Origin of the sequence: Mariniradius sediminis, from assembly GCF_021491425.1 — a bacterium.
Lineage (GTDB): Bacteria > Bacteroidota > Bacteroidia > Cytophagales > Cyclobacteriaceae > Mariniradius > Mariniradius saccharolyticus.
On sequence record NZ_JAKEVZ010000002.1, the window covers coordinates 244,513 to 263,907 of the forward strand.

Sequence of the window (19,395 nt, forward strand, 5' to 3'; positions counted from 1 at the left end):
TTGTTACTGATCATATGATTGCATAATTTTCTAGGTCGACGATTTTGTCAAAACGGCAATTTGAGACCTGATTTTCTTCAAACAATTGCTTAACTTCTTCGACTACATAAATAAGAGATGTTCCGGCGGGATGGAAGAAATGACTTCCGTCCCATGTACTTGGATCGAAATATAAACCTACGTATGCTTCATACGGATCTGCCCAAGGCACTCTCGGTGGCATAATCTTTTTGATGCTCTTTTCGTTTATGATGGGACCAACTTCACATACCACCGACAGGAGTCGATAGCCGTCGACCACCTGTTTCTTTTTGTCTTCAAGGATTATTGGCCTGAGCGAAAACCCTATATACCTTGAAACTTGAAGGATTGAACATACTCTTTCGGAAACAAGGTAAACTCCTGAATAACCTGTGGCTATAAAATCGTAAAACTTACTTCCCTGCAACCAACAAAAATCAACTTTAACACCATCGTCCTCAGTACCAAAAAGGAATTCCTTCGTCAGTAGTTCATTCGAATTTTGAGCTCTAAATGCACCCCTCCTGTCACCGTCGGACAAAAGGAATATTTTGGCAAAGTCAATCATCTGTTCAATATATTTTTAATTGTTGAAGGGTTTTTTGCGAAAAGTTAAATACTTCTTGCGGCGAAATTCGGCACTAGCCCAAAACTCTATGCCGTGAAAGCCGAAAATGACACCGGATTGCTCAATCCTTAGCCCTCCGATCTTTCATAAAGCTTCAATTCGCTCGCTTCCTTTTCCAACTTCAGATTGCTTCGAAACCGGAATCCCAGCTTCTCGAGCAGTTGAATCGAGGCAATATTGTGGGGCAAGGTCGTAGCCAAAATCCTCTCGAGGCCCAATTCCCGCTCGGCATAGTCCAAAACCCCAGAAGCAGCCTCAAATCCATAGCCCATTTTTTGAAACTCAGGCAAAAAGGCAAATCCCAAATCCGGCGCATCCAAGTAATCCCGCTTCAAAAGTCCACAAAGCCCGATGGAAGTCCCCGTTTTTGCTAAAACAACGACCCAAAGCCCAAAACCATGTTGTGCATAGCTGCGCAAAGGTCCCTCCTGGATATACCTTTTCGCGGTCTCCAAATCACGGACGCCCCTATCCCCAATGTACGCCAGCCAACCTGGACTCAAATGGAGCGCAAGGACAAATTCCGCATCCGATTCGATTACAGGTCGGATTTGCAGCCGTTGGGTTGTTATGCGGAAATTCGGATTCATCATGGTTCATGAACAGATTGAAGGATTTTCCCGACCTCAAATTGTAGGATCGGGACCACTTTTTTCTCAAACCAAGGATTGTTTTTCTGCCAACGCTTGTTCCTCGGCGAGGGATGGACCAAGGGAATAAACCTTGGTAAATAGCTCTCAAACGCCCTCACCGTCTCCGTGAGGCTTCCCTTGCGCACATTTCCCAAATAGTACTTTTGGGCATACTGACCAATCAGGAGTGTCAATTGTAGATTGGGCATCAGCTCCAATAGCTTCGCGTGCCAAGTCGGCGCACATTCCGGTCGCGGCGGCAGGTCGCCTCCCTTTCCCTTGCCGGGATAGCAGAAACCCATCGGCACGATTCCGAAAATACTTGGATCGTAAAACGTATCCCGATCCACGCAAAGCCATCTCCGCAGTTGGTCGCCGCTAGGGTCATTCCAAGGAATTCCCGTCGCATGGACCTTGGTGCCCGGTGCCTGGCCTACCACCAGGATTTTTGCTTCAGGATGCACCACGAACACAGGCTTTGGACCGAGTGGCAAAAATCCGGCACAAATCCGACAGGCTTTTACCTCATTTATCAAGGGATGTTGAAAAGAAGTCACTGTCATTGCAACGCAGAGTATACTTCGAATTTAGCCACAATTCTACGCTTCCAAATGAGGTATTGCCTCTATTGTCCCGAAAATTCACTGTCAAATATTTTAGATGCGTCTTTTAACAACAAAAAGATTGTAATTTACTACTGTCATCGATGCTTCACCCAAACAAACGACTATGACCCAATATGCGCTGGTCACGGGAGCGAGAAAAGGCTTAGGAAAAGCCTTTGCGATCGAGCTTTCAAAACGAAAAATCAATACCATCCTGGTCGGCAGCCCAAACAAGGAATTGGGGGCACTTTGTGAGAAACTGAAGAAAAAATACAAGGTCGACAGTATTCCCTACGAAACGGATTTGTCAGTATATGAAAATGTCGTCGATCTTTCGGCTTGGGCAAACGAACGCTACAACGTGTATATGTTGATCAATAACGTCGGAACCGGGGGGACAAAAAAGATGATCGATGCCCCAGCCGAATACATCAACAGAATCCTGAAGCTGAATATCATAACTACCTCGGTCCTAACCCATCAGCTCTTGCCAAATCTACTGAAGCAACCAAAGGGCTATATTTTGAACATTGCAAGCCTGGCCTCTTACCTACCCATCGGCTTCAAAACAGTCTATCCCGCATCCAAATCGTTCATTTATTCATTCTCCAGAGGACTCAACGAAGAACTGAAGGGGACCAATGTTTTTGTAAGCGTAGTGACACCCGGACCGATAAGCACCAATGGCGACATCATGAAAAGGACGGAAAAAGGATATTTTGGAAAATTTCTCATCCTTACACCTGAATATGTAGCCAAGAAATGCATCGATAACCTGCTCAGGAGAAAGGCGGAAATCATTTTGAATCCGGTAACATGGTTTCTGATCAAGGTGTTACCAATTTGGATTGAGACGCCGTTGATGACCAAAATCGCCAAAAAAGAACTCAGCTGACATTTGTATGGAAAAGGTCTTTGTAACTGGCGCGGGAGGCTTTTTGGGAATAAACCTTGTCCGTGAATTGGTCAAGGAAAGTTATCAGATCAAAGCCCTGGTCCGGAAAATAGAGAACTACAAGGGTATTGTGCACCCGGGAATACAGCTCGTCGAGGGAGACGGGATGGACTTTCCGCACAACCTATTGGCAGACTGCGCATACGTCATTCATGTAGCCGGTGTTACCACACCCAATTTATCTTTTGCTGATTACCACAAAGGGAATGTCGAAACCACGATGAATGTTTTGCATGCCGCGCTTGAAAACAACGTGAAAAGATTTGTATTTGTCAGCACTGCAAACACAATTGGCTATGCTGACGATAATGGACCAGGTAGTGAAGACCGTCCTATGCGTCAGCCGTATGACAAAAGCTCTTATGCGATGAGTAAATTGAAGGCAGAAGAATACCTAATGCAATTTTGTGACCGTATCGAAGTAGTCATCGCCAATCCAACCTTTATGATTGGTGCCTACGATTTCAAACCGACATCTGGTCGGATTATTCTCAACGGCCTTGACAAGAATATAATCTTCCACCCTCCGGGCGGGAAAAACTTTGTACATGTCGAAGATGTAGCGAGAGGGCTCGTCCGATGTTTGCGATTTGGAAAAAACGGTGAGAAATACCTGCTCGCTGGCGAAAACCTGTCATTTCGGGATTTCTACAAGAAGCTTTGCGATCTAACCAGGACAAATCCGGTGCTGGTAGAAATACCCAAGATCCTTCTTTCATTTTTTGGTTTTGTAGCGGATCTGCTAACACGTCTGAATTTCAAAACAATATTGAGTAGTACAGGCATCCGGGCCTTCACCATATTCAATTTTTATTCAAACCAAAAATCGATCAGGGAATTGAAGATGCATTATCAACCCATAGAAAAAGCCATCGCGGATGCTGTTGAATTTTTCGGATCTTATCGACCAAAATCCTGAACCCATATACTTTCTGGAATTGACCGCACCCATTTCAGTTGTTTGGGGAAAAAATAATTATCCAGTGAAAACTTGGAAAATCAATCAAACCAGCCATTCCAAAGAATTTAACCTTGGAAAAGCTGGCCTGAAAAACCCGATCAAGCAGGATTGCTCGGTCTGACTTCAATTTTGCTGGGTAGCGTACGGGGATGCATCTGCATCAGGTCAACCACGATTTGGCCGATATCTTCGATTTGGATCTTCCAGGCATCTTTCTCGGAGGGTTGATGGTTGTTGAAATACGTCGCGACCGAACCTGGCATGATGGTCGTAGCCCGGATACCATGCTGCCGCAGGTCGAGCATCGCGGCCTGGGTAAATCCCGTCACGCCAAACTTGCTCGCATTGTATGCCGAGCCGTTGGCAAAGAAGTTAGTCCCCGCCAAGGAAGAAATTGTGATGAAAAAGCCCTTGGACTCCTTCAGCGCATCGAGTCCCGCCTTCAGACTGAAAAACACACCCGTCAAGTTAGTATCGATGGTTTCCTGCCATTGGGCCAAGGTCAACTGGTCTATCGGGGCAAAGAATCCTACGCCCGCATTTGCAACCAAAAGATCCAGCTTTCCCCATTTTTCCATCACTGCTGCCACAGCCGCCACCTGGGAGTCGTAAGAGCGCACATCTGCCTCAATTCCGATGGCCTTCCCCTTCCCGATTTTATTCAGCTGCTCCGCGGCTTCCTGCACACTTCTTTTGGAGCGACCTGTGATGGCCACATACATGCCTTCCGTTACCAAGGCCGCAGCAATGCCAAAGCCTATTCCCTTGCTGCCGCCAGTGATCAGTGCAGTTTTGTTTTCCAAATTTTGTCTCATATTCATGGGTGTTTTTTGGTTCCAAATACTAAACCTCTCCATCCAAGGCTAGGTTCACCGGGGATAAAAAAATACCGCCATGGAACCTAAATCCCATGGCGGCGGTCATCGCGATTATTCTACGCTAAATGAGAGCCAATGCCTTTCGCAGGTCCTCCTTCAAATCATCCACATCCTCAATGCCGACACTGAGACGGATCAGGGAATCCACCAAGCCCACTTTTTCACGTTCTGACTTGGGAATGCTCGCATGGGTCATGGTTGCCGGATGGCCACAAAGTGACTCTACGCCACCAAGGGACTCGGCCAACGAGAAGTAGTGCAGGTTTTCCATCACTTTGAGCGCGTCATCGAGTTTGTAGCCCTTGATGACAAAGGAAATCATACCGCCAAATCCACGCATCTGCTTCTTGGCGACGGCATGATTGGGGTGGTCTTCAAATCCCGGCCAATAGACCTTTTCCACCTTGGGATGGTTGCGGAGAAAATGGGCAATCGAGGCGCCGTTTTGGCAATGACGCTCCATTCTCAAGTGCAAGGTCTTGATACCCCGCAGCACCAAAAAGCAATCCTGCGGACCGGGCACTGCACCACAGGCATTTTGGATAAAGGCCAGTTGCTGTGCTAGCGCTTCATCGTTGACAATCAACGCGCCCATCACCGTATCCGAATGTCCGCCGAGGTATTTGGTCACGGAATGCATGACGATGTCTGCGCCCAGGTCTAGTGGATTTTGGAGAAATGGCGTGGCAAAGGTATTGTCTACCGCAAAAAGCACCCCATGCTGCTTCGCGATCTTGGCAATCTCGGCGATGTCCACGATGTTCATCATCGGGTTTGTCGGAGTCTCTGCCCAAATCAGCTTCGTGTTGGCATTGATGTAATCGGCCATGGAAGCCGGATTTTCCATGGGAATGAAATGGAATTTGATCCCGTATTTTTCAAAAACCTTGGTGAAAATCCGGTAAGTGCCGCCGTAGAGGTCGTTGGTGCTGATGACTTCATCGCCGGGCTTCAACAACTTGATAACCGCGTCAATGGCACCAAGTCCCGAAGAAAAGCAAAGTCCAAACTTGCCGTTTTCGAGGGCAGCGAGGTTCTTCTGCAGCGCATCCCTTGTTGGGTTTTGGGTTCTTGCGTATTCATAGCCCTTGTGGACGCCCGGAGAGGCTTGCACGTAGGTGGAAGTCTGGAAAATAGGCGTCATGATGGCCCCGGTACTTGGGTCCGGCTCGACACCGGCGTGGATAGCTTTGGTTCCGAATTTCATAAATCTGTCAGTCAATATCTTTGGGTTTAATTCCGAAGTTTTGGTTTCCTTTGCGCTTCAGGTGCCCAAAGATGGAAAAAAAGGCAGGCTTTTTCAAGGAACTCCAAGCGAGCTTCCGAATGCATCCCATGCTGGCAGTTGCCTTGGCTTGGGTAGCGGTGATGCCCTCAGTCGGTACCCTGCTGAGCTTGTCCGTAGTAGCCAAAAACCCCACGGCACTTCACCAACTTGAATTTCATTCCTTTGGCTTCCAATTGGCCTACCTGCTTGTGGGTATTTTAGCGATGGGCTTAGCGCTGTTGCCGACAACCTTTTTTGCAGCGGTTTCGGGGTTTTTATTTGGTTGGGAAGCGTTTGGATGGCTCTTTGCAGCCTACAACTTGGCCGCACTGCTTGGCTATGCTTGGGGCGGGAAACTCGGCGGCAACAGCTTGGATATCCTGTTGTCAAAGTATCCAAAGGCCCACCAGCTCCTGGAAAAGCAGGAAAAAATGGGCGAATTGGTGTTTTTCGGCAGACTAAGCCCAATTTTGCCATTTGCCGTTTCCAACTTGTTTTTTGCGCTCTTGGGCACGGGTTGGAGAAAGCTGCTTGTTTTTGGAAGCCTGGGGATGCTGCCAAGGACTTTGCTGGTGTTTTGGTCCGGCACCTTGGCCAAAGACCTCTACGCCGCCATCGAACAAGAAGGCATTTCCGGAAAGGGATGGATCTTTTTGGGGCTTTTGCTGGTCAGTGTATGGGGGATTTGGAGGGTCGTCGTGAAGAAATAAATTTGGCGGAGCATTTTTTCCTTGGTTCAGCAAAATCTCCTATTTTTATAATTATTCAACCTGATTTACTGCCAATGAAAAAGGCACTTTTGCTTTTACTTCTACTCCCATTATTTGGATTTTCTCAATCAAGACCGAATTCCGATATCATCCAAATTGTGATACAAAACCGACTTGAAAAATTCTCCGAAACTGAGGAGTTGCCAAACTCTATCGTGATGTTAAACGGATTGACCAACAAGAGCCGGGAACTTGCGGTAAATGGGCTATGTCTTTCGCTCAACCGTTTAGACCAAATAGGTAAGAATATGAAAAAACCATCACTCCTGAAGACGGAAGAGATGCTATCCTTAATTATTAAACTATGTAAATCCATTCATGGAGGTGAATCACTTGACGTGGAGGGGTACAATACATTACCCGGCTTGTCTGTCATCAAGAAGGATAAAATCGAAATTTTATTCAATTCAAATGATGCCAACAAAATCGATGCTGCTTGGAATACCTTTTACAAGATTTATCCTGAAGGTTTAGGTTTCATGGAGTTTTCGAATGTTGTTTATTCTAAAAATTGGTCCCTGGTGTATGTAACCCACCGCCATAAACCGATTGGCGGAATCGGCTATGTCGCGATTTTAAAAAAGACCGAAAATGGATATGTGGTGGAAGACGCTTTCAACTTGTGGATGTACTGATTTGATAAATCACCTGTATTGAATGATTTTATCCGAGATACATATGAATAAAACGATCTATATGTGTTTTTTAATAGTCATTGGGTTTTCTTGCACTCCTGAGATTCATTTATCGCGGGTCACCCAGATTCAGCCTTCTGTTGATGAGAGCAAACAACTGTATCCAGATTTTGAAAAGCACATAGAGTTAAGGTTTCGTGATTTAAAAGGACTTGAAAAATCACTGAAAAAGGCCGTGAGGAAAAATCAAAATGACTACACCATTATACTTACCCCCAAAAATCTCCCAAACTACTTTCGGCAATACATCGCTTATGTGGATACAACCGGGAATAAACAGTGTTGGATTATCGGCTCCTGTCGTTTTCATGAAGACCTTAGAGAGTCGTGTTCTGGTGAATTTGAATCGGTACCATTTGATTGGAAAAATCTGATTCATGAAGTAGACGATGGTGGTGATTGCTATTGGAGGTTTTGGATCAACAGGGAAACCAAGGAATACCATTTACTCGCAAATGGAGGATGACTTTTTTCCTACTTTGTAAAATTTGAAAAGGAGGCGGGACTTGGTGTATTCATTTAGAAATATGGGTGATTGGTAACATGGAAAATCAAGGTTTGCCCAGTTTGGCTTTGGAGTCCCTTTAGGGACAAAATATGGGTAGGAAGGGATCGATTGTATCGGGTTTTCGTGCCTTTAGGTACGGAATATATTTTGTACCTAAAGGCACAAAAATCTAGCAAGCACCGATTTATGCTACCTACACTATGTCCCTAAAGGGACGTGGGGCACAAGTGGAATTTGATCATTGTGGTATTTAATTTTAAGACAAATTATTTTAGAATGTAAGGTTTCGGATCTCTAATTATTCACTTTCTAAAAAGCGATCGGAATTAAAATCATAATTGAAGAAATCACAATTTTGGATAAAAGTTTCAATCATAGCTGAAACTCTCCCTTAAATCGAACAAAGTTTCAATCATATTTGAAACTTTCGCGATTATTCACGCTTTACGCTACCGGGAAAATTCCCCGCAAATGGAGCATCATCAAATCCCCAAACCATAATTCCCCCCTTTCCGAAACTTCGTCAGGTCAAATGGAGGCATCCCGCGCTCGGCGAAATGAGTCTTTCTCGCATGCCTGAAAAGTTGCTGGATCATATCCGCCAAGACTCCCTCCCCTTTCATCCTCCTGCCAAATTGGGAATCCTTGACATCCCCACCATGCAGCTCGGATATCTGGTTCATCACCTTTTGGAAACGGTCCGGAAAGTTTTTTCGCAGCCAATCCTCAAAAATCTCACGGATGCTGCCGTTCAGCCTTACCACGGTCATGCCGGCAGTCAAGGCACCATGGTCGGCGGCAGCCTTTAGCACAGCGGGGATTTCGTGGTGGTTGAGCCCGGGAATAATGGGCGCATTCATCACAGCGACAGGTATCCCTGCTTGCGAAAGGGCTTCTATGGTTTTGAGGCGTTTGTCTGCACTGGCAGTGCGGGGTTCCATTTTCCTGCGGAGGTTTTCATCCAAAGTCGTGACCGAGATGTAGACATGGACCAAGTTCTCCCTGGCCAAATCCTGCAAAATATCCAAATCCCGGAGGATCAGGCTGTTTTTGGTGATCATTCCCACAGGATGACGGTACTTCCAAAAGACCTTAAGGAGTCCCCGGGTGATGCCCATCTCCTTTTCCAAAGGCTGATAGCAGTCGGTGTTTCCCGATAGAGAAATCGGCGCGGGCCGCCAACTCGGGCTCAGCAACTGCTTTTCCAACAATTGTGGTGCAGTGGGCTTGGCCATCAGCTTGGTCTCAAAATCCAGCCCAGCCGTGTAGCCATAGTATTCGTGGCTATTCCGCGCGTAGCAGTAGATGCAGCCATGCTCGCAGCCTTGGTAGGGATTGAGTGAAAAACTCAGCCCGATATCGGGGCTTTTTACCGGATTGACGACGGTCTTGGGATGCTCGATGCGTACCTCGGTTTTGGGCGACACGATCAGCGGTTCATCCAGACCCTCCACATGTTCCGCCACGACCCGGTTTTCCAAAAACCGGTTGCCCGTCTGTATTTGTGAACCCCTTCCCTTAAAATATCCCTCTTCCATGTCTGAAATCGTGTCAAAACCGATTTTTCTATACTACTGCATCAGCATCAAATTCCAAAACCCAAAAACCTTCAAATCAGACAATTGTCTTCACAATCTGTTTCCAGCATCAGACTTCATTTGATCATGTTTAACTTTTTTTGATAAATATTTATTGTTTTTCAATAAATACTTGTTGATATTTGAGCAATCAAAAAACATATCACTATGGAATGGAAGAAAAAATGGGAAACACAACCCGGACTTATGTTGATCACGGTCGTGATTTGGTCGGTATTTATCGGTCTTTGTATTGAGACAGGAGCCATCTTATTCAATTTTGTCTACAGTCTCTTTAGGCCAATCGCGGCGCATAACCTCTACCAAGGCCTTGACCTCTCTGCACTGATGGCGCAGGACAAATGGCACTACTCAGGCGTACTGTCGATCATCGTGTACACAAATGCACTGAAGGCTTACATGTTTTTCCTGATGATCAGGATATTTCTCAAAATCAACCTGATGCACCCGTTCAGTGAGCAGGTTTCCGAACTGATCTCCCAGATCAGTCAAATCTCGATCCAGATTGCGGTCGTGATCATCTTCAACGGTGCCTACATCAAATGGCTTGCAAAACGTGGATTTGAACTTCCTGATTTGGGAAGCTTCACCGGCGGTGCGTTCGAATACATCTTGATGGGCATCATCATCTATGCCATCTCCAAAGTCTTCAAAAGAGGCTTGGAAATCCAATCTGAAAACGAACTAACCATCTGAGCCATGTCGATCATCGTAAATCTGGACGTCATGATGGCCAAGCGAAAAATGTCGCTGAACGAGCTGTCCGAGAAGGTGGACATAACACTTTCCAATCTCTCGATCCTGAAGACGGGCAAAGCCAAGGCAATCCGATTCAGCACCTTGGAATCCATCTGCAAGGCTTTGGATTGCCAGCCGGCGGATATTTTGGAATACAAGGAGGATTGAGTGGGCTTGTCGGTCTTTGGAAAAATCTCCAAAATCATGGGAATCTTTAAGCCCTGCAATGGGTTTTGAGATATCTTTGAAGCCAAATCAGTCGAAATGAAAAAATCAGAAATCAAGTTTGTAATCGAATTGGATGATAAAAATCTTCCAAAAAACATACAATGGGACGCTTCCGACAAAGAAGAGGACGGCTTGGAAAGCTCCAAAAGTATCAGTCTCAACGTTTGGGACAATCTCAACCAAAGCACGCTGAGGATTGACCTTTGGACCGATGACATGTCCGTGGTGGAGATGAAGCGATTCTATATCGATATCATCGGCGGCATGGCGCAGACCATCCTCAACAGTACGGGCGACGAGTACATGTCCGAGGAAATGAAGGACCTTTGCGACCGCATGGTCAAACACCTCAACGAAGAGACCAAAAACGCACAGAAATAAGCCCCAACCCCGCTTCGGCGGGGTTTCGTGTTTTTTGCCAAACAAGGTTACCCTCCATAGGATTTTACCAAGACTTGGCATTTTTCATTTTTTCCGGCCCGGACAACCGCAGATTTTCCCTTGACAATGAGTCGGTTTCGGTTTTGGGCACATTTAGGCGGATTTTTTGATAAAAATATTTTTTTGCCAATGATATTGATAATTAGTATTTTAATCTAAATTTCCCCCAATTCAACAATTGAAATTGTGCAAAAAGCTTATTTCTAACAATTAACCCAATATACCTTATGCAAAAATTTACTGAAAATGTATGGCGCGTGATTACGATCATGCTCGTCGTAGTTTCCCTCAGTACCACCGCGGTGTACGCCCAAACGACAACTGTGTCGGGAACCGTAACCGAGGAGAGGACAAAAGAAACCCTTGTTGGTGTCAACATTGTGGTGAAAGGCAAAGTAGTAGGTACGATCACCGACCTCAACGGTAACTTCACCCTGCGCGTCAACCAAGCACCTCCGATGACATTGATCTTTTCGATGGTGGGATTTTCCAGCAAGGAAGTCGAAATCACCGAAGAAAATGTGAGTGGGCTCAAAGTGTCCTTGACTGAGACATCCATCCTGGGTCAGGAAATCGTGGTGTCGGCTTCCCGCGTGGAGGAATCAGTCCTCCAATCACCCGTGACCGTGGAAAAAATGGACATCATCTCCATCCGAGAGGCTCCACAAGCCAGCTTCTATGACGGCTTGATCAACCTGAAGGGTGTGGAAATGAGCACACAATCGCTCACTTTCAAATCATTCAACACAAGGGGCTTCAATGCAAACGGCAACGTCCGGACGGTCCAAATGATTGACGGTATGGACAACCAAGCCCCCGGCTTGAACTTCTCCGTTGGTAACATCGTCGGTATTTCAGAACTCGATCTCGAGAGTTTGGAACTACTTCCCGGTGCTGCTTCCGCCCTCTACGGTCCCAACGCCATCAACGGTATCCTGTTGATGAACAGCAAGAACCCATTCCAATACCAAGGCTTCTCAGCGCAAATCAAGACGGGTATCATGGACGAAGGATCAAGAATCCCAAATCCAACCACCGGTTTCTATGACTTTGCCGCCAGATATGCGACCGCATTCAGCGACCGTGTAGCCTTGAAAGTCAACGTCAACTACCTCCGCGCAGATGACTGGCAGGCAAACGACTTCAGAGACCAATCTCTCCTAAACGGCTCAACAATCGAAGGAGGAACCAGAACCAATAATCCCGGCTTCAACGGTGTAAACGTCTATGGTGACGAATCTTCCCAAGATATGCAAGCAGTAGGAAGGGGTTTGGTAAATGCAGGTTTGATTCCAGCTGCAGCCTTGGGTCTGCTTCCTCAAAATACCTTTGTTTCAAGAACAGGATACAACGAGCGTGATTTGGCAGACTATGGTACCAAATCACTCAAACTGAATGCTGCCCTGCACTGGAGGATCACCGATAAGACTGAAGCCATTCTCCAGGCAAACCAAGGCTTTGGAACGACAGTCTACACAGGTGCAGACCGCTATTCTATTGCCAACTTCAGGATGGGACAATACAAGGCCGAATTGAGAGGCGCAAATTGGTTCCTGAGAGCCTACACTACCCAAGAGCGTTCCGGGGATGCCTTTGCTGTCGGTATCGCCGCCAATGCGATCAACGAGACTTGGAAACCGAGTGAGCAATGGTATGGTCAATACGTCGGTGCCTTCGTCCAAGCCAAACTTCAAGGCGCACAGGACGCACAGGCCCACGGCATTGCAAGGGGCGTAGCCGACACAGGCCGATTGGTTCCGGGTACGCCTGAATTCCAACAAGCTTTGGCAGCAACTACAGGAAGACCCATTCCAGGTCAATTCCAAACTCCACCACGACAAATCGGGTCCAAGTTTGTGGACAAAACCAACCTGTACCATTTCGAAGGTTCCTACACTTTCAAGGATTTCACTTGGGCAGATGTGGTCGTCGGTGCCAACTATAGAATTTACTCTTTGAATTCAGAAGGTACACTTTTCGCCTTGGATGATGATGGCAATGAATTCAGTATCAGAGAATACGGTGGGTACGCGCAGGCATCCAAACGCTTGTTGAATGATAATTTGAAATTGACTGGCTCGGTACGTTATGACAAGAACGAGAACTTTGCTGGACAGTGGTCTCCAAGGGTATCGGCGGTGTACACCGCAGGACAGCATAACTTCCGTGCATCTTACCAGACCGGCTTCCGTATCCCAACCACCCAAGACCAATTCATTGATTTGGTAACACCACAGGCAAGGTTGATAGGTGGATTGCCTTTGTTCAGGGATAGGTATAACTTCGGAAGCAATCCCGTTTACAGCTTGGCCACCGTTCAGGCATTTGGTGCTGAAGTCACAAGAAAAAGTGCAGACCCAGCATTCCAGCAGAAAGTCTTTAATGAAAGGGTACTTCCTTTGATTCAAGCCGGTGTCATTCCAAATAACCCGACAGCCATACAAGCCGCGATGAACCAACTTGTGCCTTTGACCGCAGCTGAAGAAAGCCAAAATTTGAAAACACCTTTCCAACCAACAGAATTCAAACCTGAAATCGTAAGGTCTTATGAAATTGGCTACAAGTCCTTGATTGCCAACAACAAACTCTTGATCGATGGTTACTACTACTACAATAGGTTCGAGAACTTCATCGGCGGTCAGGTATTGATTCAAGATGGTGCCCCGAATCCACAGAATCCGGCTTCAGCAGCAGGAATCAACCTACTTGTGGGTCCTAGAAACATTTTCTCCATGCCAGTCAACAGGCCTGAAATTATCAAATCCTACGGTTGGGCATTGGGTCTGGACTACCAGTTGCCAAAAGGCTATACCATCGGCGGTAACGTTTCATTCAACAAACTCGACAACATCGACGAACTCGACGGATTCCAACCTTCCTTCAACACGCCTGAATACAGAACCGTCCTCAACTTTGCCAATAGGCAGTTGACCAGAAACTTCGGCTTCGGCGTGTCTTGGAGATGGCAGGATGAGTTTGTATGGCAGTCTTCCTTCGTAGGCCCAGCTGTGTCTACCGCGGGACTTTCCGTGATGCCTGCATTCAACATCTTCGATGCACAGGTTTCCTACAAAGTCCGCTCCATCAAATCCATCATCAAAGTGGGTGGCAACAACCTCTTTAACAGCGGCTACCGTCAGGCTTGGGGTAACCCAACCGTCGGAACCATGTATTTTGTTTCGATCACTTTTGATCAATTCATGAATTAACCTTTTCACCAATTATGCCAAAAAAGCCGCTCCGTTAGGGGTGGCTTTTTTTGTTTTGTATGTTGGAAGGTTGAAAGGATGGAAAGTTATTGGGTTATTGGGTTGAAAAGTAGGAAGGATATTGGGTAACATTCGTCACAATGCCTGAGCGCATTTTTCCTGAATTTTGTCAGCAATTCCGCTGCTTAAAGGTAAGTGCCGGGATTTTTGTAACTTAATTGATCTTAACCAATGAATACCGCTTTGACAAAAAAGCTAAAAGCATATCTCCCCATCACGGAATGGCTTCCCAACTACAAGAAGTCAGATCTTCAAGGTGACATATCGGCCGGGCTGACAGTTGGCATTATGCTGATTCCCCAAGGCATGGCCTATGCCATGCTCGCAGGCCTCGAACCCATCCACGGCCTGTATGCGGTGACTGTGCCCTTGTTGCTGTATGCCATTTTCGGAACCTCCAGACAATTGGCCGTCGGGCCGGTGGCGATGGTATCCTTGCTGACCGCAGCAGGAATCGCCAGCCTAAATCCTGCATCGCCCGAGCAATACCTGCTCTACGCACTCACATTGGCCTTTCTGGTAGGATTGATTCAATTTGGGATGGGCCTATTCAGATTGGGTTTCGTCGTGAACTTCCTCTCCCACCCGGTCATCAATGGCTTCACCTCAGCGGCTGCGATCATCATCGGATTGAGCCAGGTGAAGCACCTGCTGCGCATCAACCTGCCTAACTCAGAACACGTGCAGGAAATGATTCTGGCCATTTTTCAAAACATCGGGGACATCCATTGGATCACGTTTGGTATTGGGGTGATCGGGATCATCATCATCAAATACGGCAAGAAAATCCATAAAAGCTTCCCAGCGCCGCTCGCTGCTGTGATTGTAGGAATCGCCCTTGTAACGGGTTTTAACCTCACGGAACAAGGGGTAAAAATCGTCGGTGACGTACCCGGAGGCCTCCCATCGTTGACCTCCCCCTCATTCGATTTGGAAAGTTGGAAGACATTGATACCAATAGCATTGACCATTTCACTGGTCGGATTTGCCGAAAGCTTTGCTGTCGCAAAAACCATCCAAGCCAAACATAAAAACTACCGACTTGATCCCAATCAGGAGCTCATCGGCTTGGGCGTTGCCAACTTTGGGGCTGCCCACTTTGGAGGATACCCTGTCACGGGAGGATTTTCTCGGACTGCCGTCAACGACAATGCAGGGGCACGTACCACCTTGGCTTCGATCATCAGTGCACTTTTGATCGTGTTGACCTTACTTTTCTTCACCGGGTTGTTCTACAATCTACCAAGTGCGATCTTGGCAGCGGTGGTGCTCGTGGCCGTGTCGGGTTTGATTGATTTCAAGGAACCCGTACATCTTTGGCACAAGGATAAAGCCGATTTCGGAATGTTGATAGCCACCTTCTTGATTACCCTCACACTGGGAATCGAAACGGGAATCATTTCCGGTATGGTACTATCACTTTTGGTGGTAATCTACAAAGCCTCAAGGCCGCATATCGCCCAATTGGGCAGGGTTCCGGGCACCAATATCTTCCGGAACGTCAGCAGATTCAAAAACCTGGAAATCCGCGAAGACCTGCTCATGGTCAGGATCGACGGCCCCATTTACTTTGCCAACGTGGAATTCATCAAAGACCGCATCGACCATTGGTTGGAGGAGAAAAACGGCAAGACCAAAATGCTGGTCTTCAACATGGAGAGCGTCACCAACATAGACAGTACCGGTGCCCATGAACTCAACGAATGGATCACTTACTGGCGAAAAACGGGAATCGACGTCAGCATGACCAGCATCAAGGGACCAGTCCGAGACGTACTCAGCCGTTGGTCTTTGCTGGAATTCGTCGGACCTGACCATATATTCATCGACGACATTTCGGCCCTATCAGCCTATGACCATGTCATCGACGAAGACGCCTTGGGAAAATATTCAACCTATGCCACCCAAACCAATCCAAAGTAATGTGCCGCACAGATATCAACGAATATTTGGAAAACAACCGCCATTGGGTGGCTGATGTCCTCGCCAAAGACAAAACCTACTTTGACCAACTGACATCGGGACAACAACCCAGTGCGCTATTGCTGGGCTGCTCGGACAGCCGCGTCTCCCCTTCTATGGTCCTCGGGACGAATTTGGGCGAGCTTTTCATTCACCGGAATATTGCCAATGTGGTCTCCCACACGGACCTCAATTTCCTATCAGTGATGCAGTATGCCGTGGAGAGTCTCGACGTCAAGGATATCATCGTCTATGGCCACTACGGCTGTGGCGGCATCCGCGCGGCTTACGAAAACAACAACAATGGCCTTATCGACAATTGGCTGGCCAATATCAAGGATGTCATCCGCCACCATCAGTCCGAACTCGACGCGATCGCGGATACCGATGAGCGGCTCAACAAACTCGTAGAACTCAATGTTTTGGAACAGATCGCCAACATCAAGCAAACTTCTGTGTACAAAAATGCCCTGGCCAATGGAAACAAAATCCGGCTACACGCTTGGGTATTTGACTTCTCCACCGGACTCGTCCACGACCTGAAGAAAAAATACAACATTACCCCAAGTATAGCTTAGTGAAATCAATACCGTGATCATATTCCCCAGCCCGGACACCAAATGCCCGGGCATTTTTTTTCGATATGCTTGAAATCGAAAGACCTCAGGAAATCAACTCCTCAAAATCGTCACGCACATAAATGACGTTTCTACCCAACTCGATCCATTTCTTCTTCTCCAGTTGTTTGAGCAATCTTGAGATGACTTCCCTTGAGGTACCGAGTTCATTCGCAATCTCCTGATGGGTGGTATGGAGCTCGTTGGTTTTGTGCTGCTTCATCTTTGTGACGATAAAGCGCATCAGCCTTTCGTCCATTCTTTTGAACGCTACGGCATCCAAAGCCACGAGCATTTCATGGAATCGGGTCTGATAGGTTATCGCAACAAAATCCTTCCATTGCTTGTACTGGTCGGACCACTCTTCATGCTTTTCGATCGGCACGGCGAGGAGTTGGGTGCGTTCCTCGGTAACCGCTTTTATTTCGGAAGGACGGGAGGCCGTACAGCAGGTCAAAGACATGGCACAAGTCTCACCGGGCTCTAGAAAATACAGGAAAAGCTCTTTTCCGTCTTCATCCATCCGAAGGATTTTGATGGAGCCTTCCAATACGATCGGCACCATTTTGACAAATTGCCCAGGTTCGGTGATGACTTTCCCGGGCTGTAGATCCATGATTTTACCGTGGTTCAACAATGCCTGCAAAAGTCCAGGGTCTGTGATGTTGGGGAGTTTTTGTTTGAGTTCTTCTATATCCATTGCCATAGTTGCCAAAAATATCTTGAGCCGGAGGTCAATTTAGTGACAATGCTCACAAAAAAAAAAGGCAAGCCCGCTGAGCCTGCCTTTTTCCAAATCAGTAACCCTATTAATCTATGTACCAAAACCACCGTCGATCACATATGTCGATCCAGTGATGAAACTGCTTTGATCCGAGGCCAGAAAGGTGGCCAAGTTGGCGATATCCTCATTGACGGCATACCTGCCCAAGGGGATCATCTTTTCAAATCCCTTTTTGACTTCGGCGCCGGCACCCGGTGCAAAACCTTCTTCCAAAGAACGCATCATGCGGTTATCCACAGGGGAAGGATGGATGCTATTGACCCGGATGTTGAACGGTGCCCCTTCCAAGGCAGCCACGCGCATCGTTCCGATGACTGCATGCTTACTAGTCGTGTAGGCAATCATTTGGGCGGTGCCCTGAAGTCCTGCGACAGAAGAGGTGATAATCACCGAACCGCCTCCCGACTGCTGGAGATAAGGAAATGAATACTTCAAACCAAGCCATACACCCTTGGTATTGATCGCCAATACTTTGTCGTAAATCTCTTCGGGATACTCGGTCAACGGCTTCACCACGCCTTCATATCCCGCATTCAGAAAGACGATATCCATTCTGCCAAAAAGCTCCTTAGCCTTATCACAATAAGCCTTCACCTCCTCGGTCTTGCTCACATCAGCGGGATAAACATGGACTTTATCGGAGCCCAAGTCCTTTTTCGCCTGCTGCAGCCCCTCGGCATTCAAATCCACCAGCAGAATCCCCTCAGCCTGCTCTTCCAAAAACCTTTTTGCGGTTGCTTTTCCAATCCCCCCGGCCCCGCCGGTGATGATCGCATACTTCCCTTTCAGTGTCATGGCTCAAGATTTATTGATGACCGAATTTACCCCAACCACCAATTTTTTGGAAAGAAAACAATCATAGAAGTAGATGATTTTCATCATGTTAAAAGGAAAAAGAAATACAGAAATTCACTTTCGTAAATCAAAACCCCGATAGCCATGAAACGGATCATTGTCCCCATTGACTTCTCTTCGTTTTCGGAAAATGCTTTTTTGACGGCACTCAAGCTTGCCGAAAAAACCAAAAGTAAAGTCACCTGCATCAATGTTGTAAGCACCTTGCTGGACTGGAAATTCCTATCCAAGGAACAAAAAGCCCACCACCAAGACATACTCGATTTGGAAACAGAGGCGAAGGAAAAAATGAAAGAATTCCTTGCAGGGCACAGAATGCATGCCGTGACGGTGGAAGCTGAGGTCGAAATTGGCGTTCCCAGGCAAGTGATACTCGATGCCGCCGACAGCACGAAAGCTGACCTTCTCGTCATCGGTGCCTACGGAAAAGACTACCAAGAAGGCAAGGTCTTGGGCTCAAACCTGCAGTTTATCCTCAGAAACGCAAACTGCCCCGTATTGGCCGTCAAACAGGTCATGAGTGGCAACGACCTGAGGAAAGTCGTATTCGCCTCCCTGTTCAACGAAAGCTCAAAACCCGCTTTTGCCAAAATCAAGCAGATTCTGAAAAATTTCAAATCATCGGTGCATTTCCTGATGGTCAATACGCCATCCAATTTTGTGGATAGCATCACTGCGGAATCTACCATGCATGCCTACGCCAAAGGCAATGAAGACCTCGTGATACACCACCATGTGTTCAACTATCCCGAAACCGAAAACGGCATCGTGGAATTTGCAAAATCCAGAAAAATGGGCTTCATAGCCATTGCATCAGGCAACCGCAAAGGCTCGGCTTACTACCAAGTAGGCGTGACGGATACGGTACTGTTCAAAACCGACCTCCCAGTCTTGAGTGTGAAAATCGACTAGGCTTTTTTCAATCAATGTAAACCCAATTTACACAGCCTCCAGGACCATACCTGGAGGCTTTCTTCTGTCCT

General features: G+C 47.0%; 20 protein-coding genes. 12 read left to right on the top strand and 8 right to left on the bottom strand.

The window, feature by feature from the left end:
• Positions 1-10: 10 nt before the first annotated feature.
• From L0U89_RS03725 to L0U89_RS03735, 3 genes are all read right to left on the bottom strand, one after another.
• Positions 11-589, bottom strand: coding sequence for a hypothetical protein (locus L0U89_RS03725; protein WP_234860295.1), 579 nt, complete (start codon positions 587-589; stop codon positions 11-13).
• Between the two features lie 128 nt (positions 590-717).
• On the bottom strand, positions 718-1,242 hold the full coding sequence (locus L0U89_RS03730) for a GNAT family N-acetyltransferase (protein WP_234860296.1): 525 nt from the start codon (positions 1,240-1,242) through the stop codon (positions 718-720).
• Entirely contained in the window at positions 1,239-1,844 is a 606-nt protein-coding gene (locus L0U89_RS03735; RefSeq protein ID WP_234860297.1) for a uracil-DNA glycosylase family protein, read from the bottom strand. The genes L0U89_RS03730 and L0U89_RS03735 overlap by 4 nt, the downstream gene beginning before the upstream one ends.
• Positions 1,845-2,010: 166 nt before the next feature.
• On the opposite strand from L0U89_RS03735, the gene L0U89_RS03740 reads away from it, so the two are divergent.
• Both L0U89_RS03740 and L0U89_RS03745 read left to right on the top strand, forming a co-directional pair.
• Positions 2,011-2,781, top strand: coding sequence for an SDR family NAD(P)-dependent oxidoreductase (locus tag L0U89_RS03740; protein ID WP_234860298.1), 771 nt, complete (start codon positions 2,011-2,013; stop codon positions 2,779-2,781).
• Positions 2,782-2,788: 7 nt separating this feature from the next.
• The gene (locus L0U89_RS03745) at positions 2,789-3,760 is read left to right on the top strand and encodes an NAD-dependent epimerase/dehydratase family protein (protein WP_234860299.1); all 972 of its coding nucleotides are present in this window, start codon (positions 2,789-2,791) and stop codon (positions 3,758-3,760) included.
• A 140-nt stretch (positions 3,761-3,900) separates the two neighbouring features.
• Here the strand turns inward: L0U89_RS03745 and L0U89_RS03750 are convergent, their stop codons facing one another.
• Together L0U89_RS03750 and L0U89_RS03755 are read right to left on the bottom strand one after the other, a co-directional pair.
• Positions 3,901-4,623 carry an SDR family oxidoreductase gene (locus L0U89_RS03750; protein ID WP_234860300.1) on the bottom strand — a complete coding sequence of 241 codons (723 nt, stop codon included), beginning with the start codon at positions 4,621-4,623 and terminating at the stop codon, positions 3,901-3,903.
• A gap of 118 nt (positions 4,624-4,741) precedes the next feature.
• Complete coding sequence (locus L0U89_RS03755) at positions 4,742-5,887, bottom strand: cystathionine gamma-synthase (protein WP_234860301.1); 1,146 nt, start codon at positions 5,885-5,887, stop codon at positions 4,742-4,744.
• 71 nt (positions 5,888-5,958) lie between these two features.
• Between L0U89_RS03755 and L0U89_RS03760 the strand changes: the two genes are divergently transcribed.
• The 3 genes from L0U89_RS03760 to L0U89_RS03770 are packed head-to-tail and all read left to right on the top strand — an operon-like array spanning position 5,959 to position 7,878.
• Complete coding sequence (locus L0U89_RS03760) at positions 5,959-6,657, top strand: TVP38/TMEM64 family protein (RefSeq protein WP_234860302.1); 699 nt, start codon at positions 5,959-5,961, stop codon at positions 6,655-6,657.
• Complete coding sequence (locus L0U89_RS03765; RefSeq protein WP_234860303.1) at positions 6,591-7,352, top strand: hypothetical protein; 762 nt, start codon at positions 6,591-6,593, stop codon at positions 7,350-7,352. The genes L0U89_RS03760 and L0U89_RS03765 overlap by 67 nt, the downstream gene beginning before the upstream one ends.
• A 43-nt stretch (positions 7,353-7,395) precedes the next feature.
• Positions 7,396-7,878, top strand: coding sequence for a hypothetical protein (locus L0U89_RS03770; RefSeq protein WP_234860304.1), 483 nt, complete (start codon positions 7,396-7,398; stop codon positions 7,876-7,878).
• 524 nt (positions 7,879-8,402) lie between these two features.
• Here the strand turns inward: L0U89_RS03770 and L0U89_RS03775 are convergent.
• The gene (locus L0U89_RS03775) at positions 8,403-9,458 is read right to left on the bottom strand and encodes a PA0069 family radical SAM protein (RefSeq protein WP_234860305.1); all 1,056 of its coding nucleotides are present in this window, start codon (positions 9,456-9,458) and stop codon (positions 8,403-8,405) included.
• Positions 9,459-9,665: 207 nt separating this feature from the next.
• Here L0U89_RS03775 and L0U89_RS03780 point away from each other — a divergent pair, with 207 nt between their 5' ends.
• The 6 genes from L0U89_RS03780 (at position 9,666) to L0U89_RS03805 (ending at position 16,734) form a co-directional block, all read left to right on the top strand.
• Positions 9,666-10,214 (top strand): DUF2975 domain-containing protein, encoded by a 549-nt coding sequence (locus L0U89_RS03780; protein ID WP_234860306.1) that lies wholly within the window; start codon positions 9,666-9,668, stop codon positions 10,212-10,214.
• 3 nt (positions 10,215-10,217) lie between these two features.
• The gene (locus L0U89_RS03785) at positions 10,218-10,424 is read left to right on the top strand and encodes a helix-turn-helix domain-containing protein (protein ID WP_234860307.1); all 207 of its coding nucleotides are present in this window, start codon (positions 10,218-10,220) and stop codon (positions 10,422-10,424) included.
• A gap of 96 nt (positions 10,425-10,520) precedes the next feature.
• Entirely contained in the window at positions 10,521-10,865 is a 345-nt protein-coding gene (gldC, locus tag L0U89_RS03790) for a gliding motility protein GldC (protein WP_234860308.1), read from the top strand.
• Between the two features lie 287 nt (positions 10,866-11,152).
• Positions 11,153-14,134, top strand: coding sequence for a TonB-dependent receptor (locus tag L0U89_RS03795; RefSeq protein WP_234860309.1), 2,982 nt, complete (start codon positions 11,153-11,155; stop codon positions 14,132-14,134).
• 231 nt (positions 14,135-14,365) lie between these two features.
• Positions 14,366-16,117 (top strand): SulP family inorganic anion transporter, encoded by a 1,752-nt coding sequence (locus L0U89_RS03800; protein WP_008629288.1) that lies wholly within the window; start codon positions 14,366-14,368, stop codon positions 16,115-16,117.
• Positions 16,117-16,734 (top strand): carbonic anhydrase, encoded by a 618-nt coding sequence (locus tag L0U89_RS03805; RefSeq protein WP_234860311.1) that lies wholly within the window; start codon positions 16,117-16,119, stop codon positions 16,732-16,734. Before L0U89_RS03800 ends, L0U89_RS03805 begins: the two co-directional genes overlap by 1 nt.
• A gap of 85 nt (positions 16,735-16,819) precedes the next feature.
• Here the strand turns inward: L0U89_RS03805 and L0U89_RS03810 are convergent, their stop codons facing one another.
• Positions 16,820-17,473: a Crp/Fnr family transcriptional regulator gene (locus L0U89_RS03810; protein WP_008629291.1), complete on the bottom strand. Its 654-nt coding sequence runs from the start codon at positions 17,471-17,473 to the stop codon at positions 16,820-16,822.
• A gap of 114 nt (positions 17,474-17,587) precedes the next feature.
• Positions 17,588-18,352: an SDR family NAD(P)-dependent oxidoreductase gene (locus tag L0U89_RS03815; protein WP_234860312.1), complete on the bottom strand. Its 765-nt coding sequence runs from the start codon at positions 18,350-18,352 to the stop codon at positions 17,588-17,590.
• Positions 18,353-18,496: 144 nt separating this feature from the next.
• Here L0U89_RS03815 and L0U89_RS03820 point away from each other — a divergent pair, with 144 nt between their 5' ends.
• Positions 18,497-19,324, top strand: coding sequence for a universal stress protein (locus L0U89_RS03820; RefSeq protein ID WP_234860313.1), 828 nt, complete (start codon positions 18,497-18,499; stop codon positions 19,322-19,324).
• The last annotated feature ends 71 nt before the right edge of the window (positions 19,325-19,395 follow it).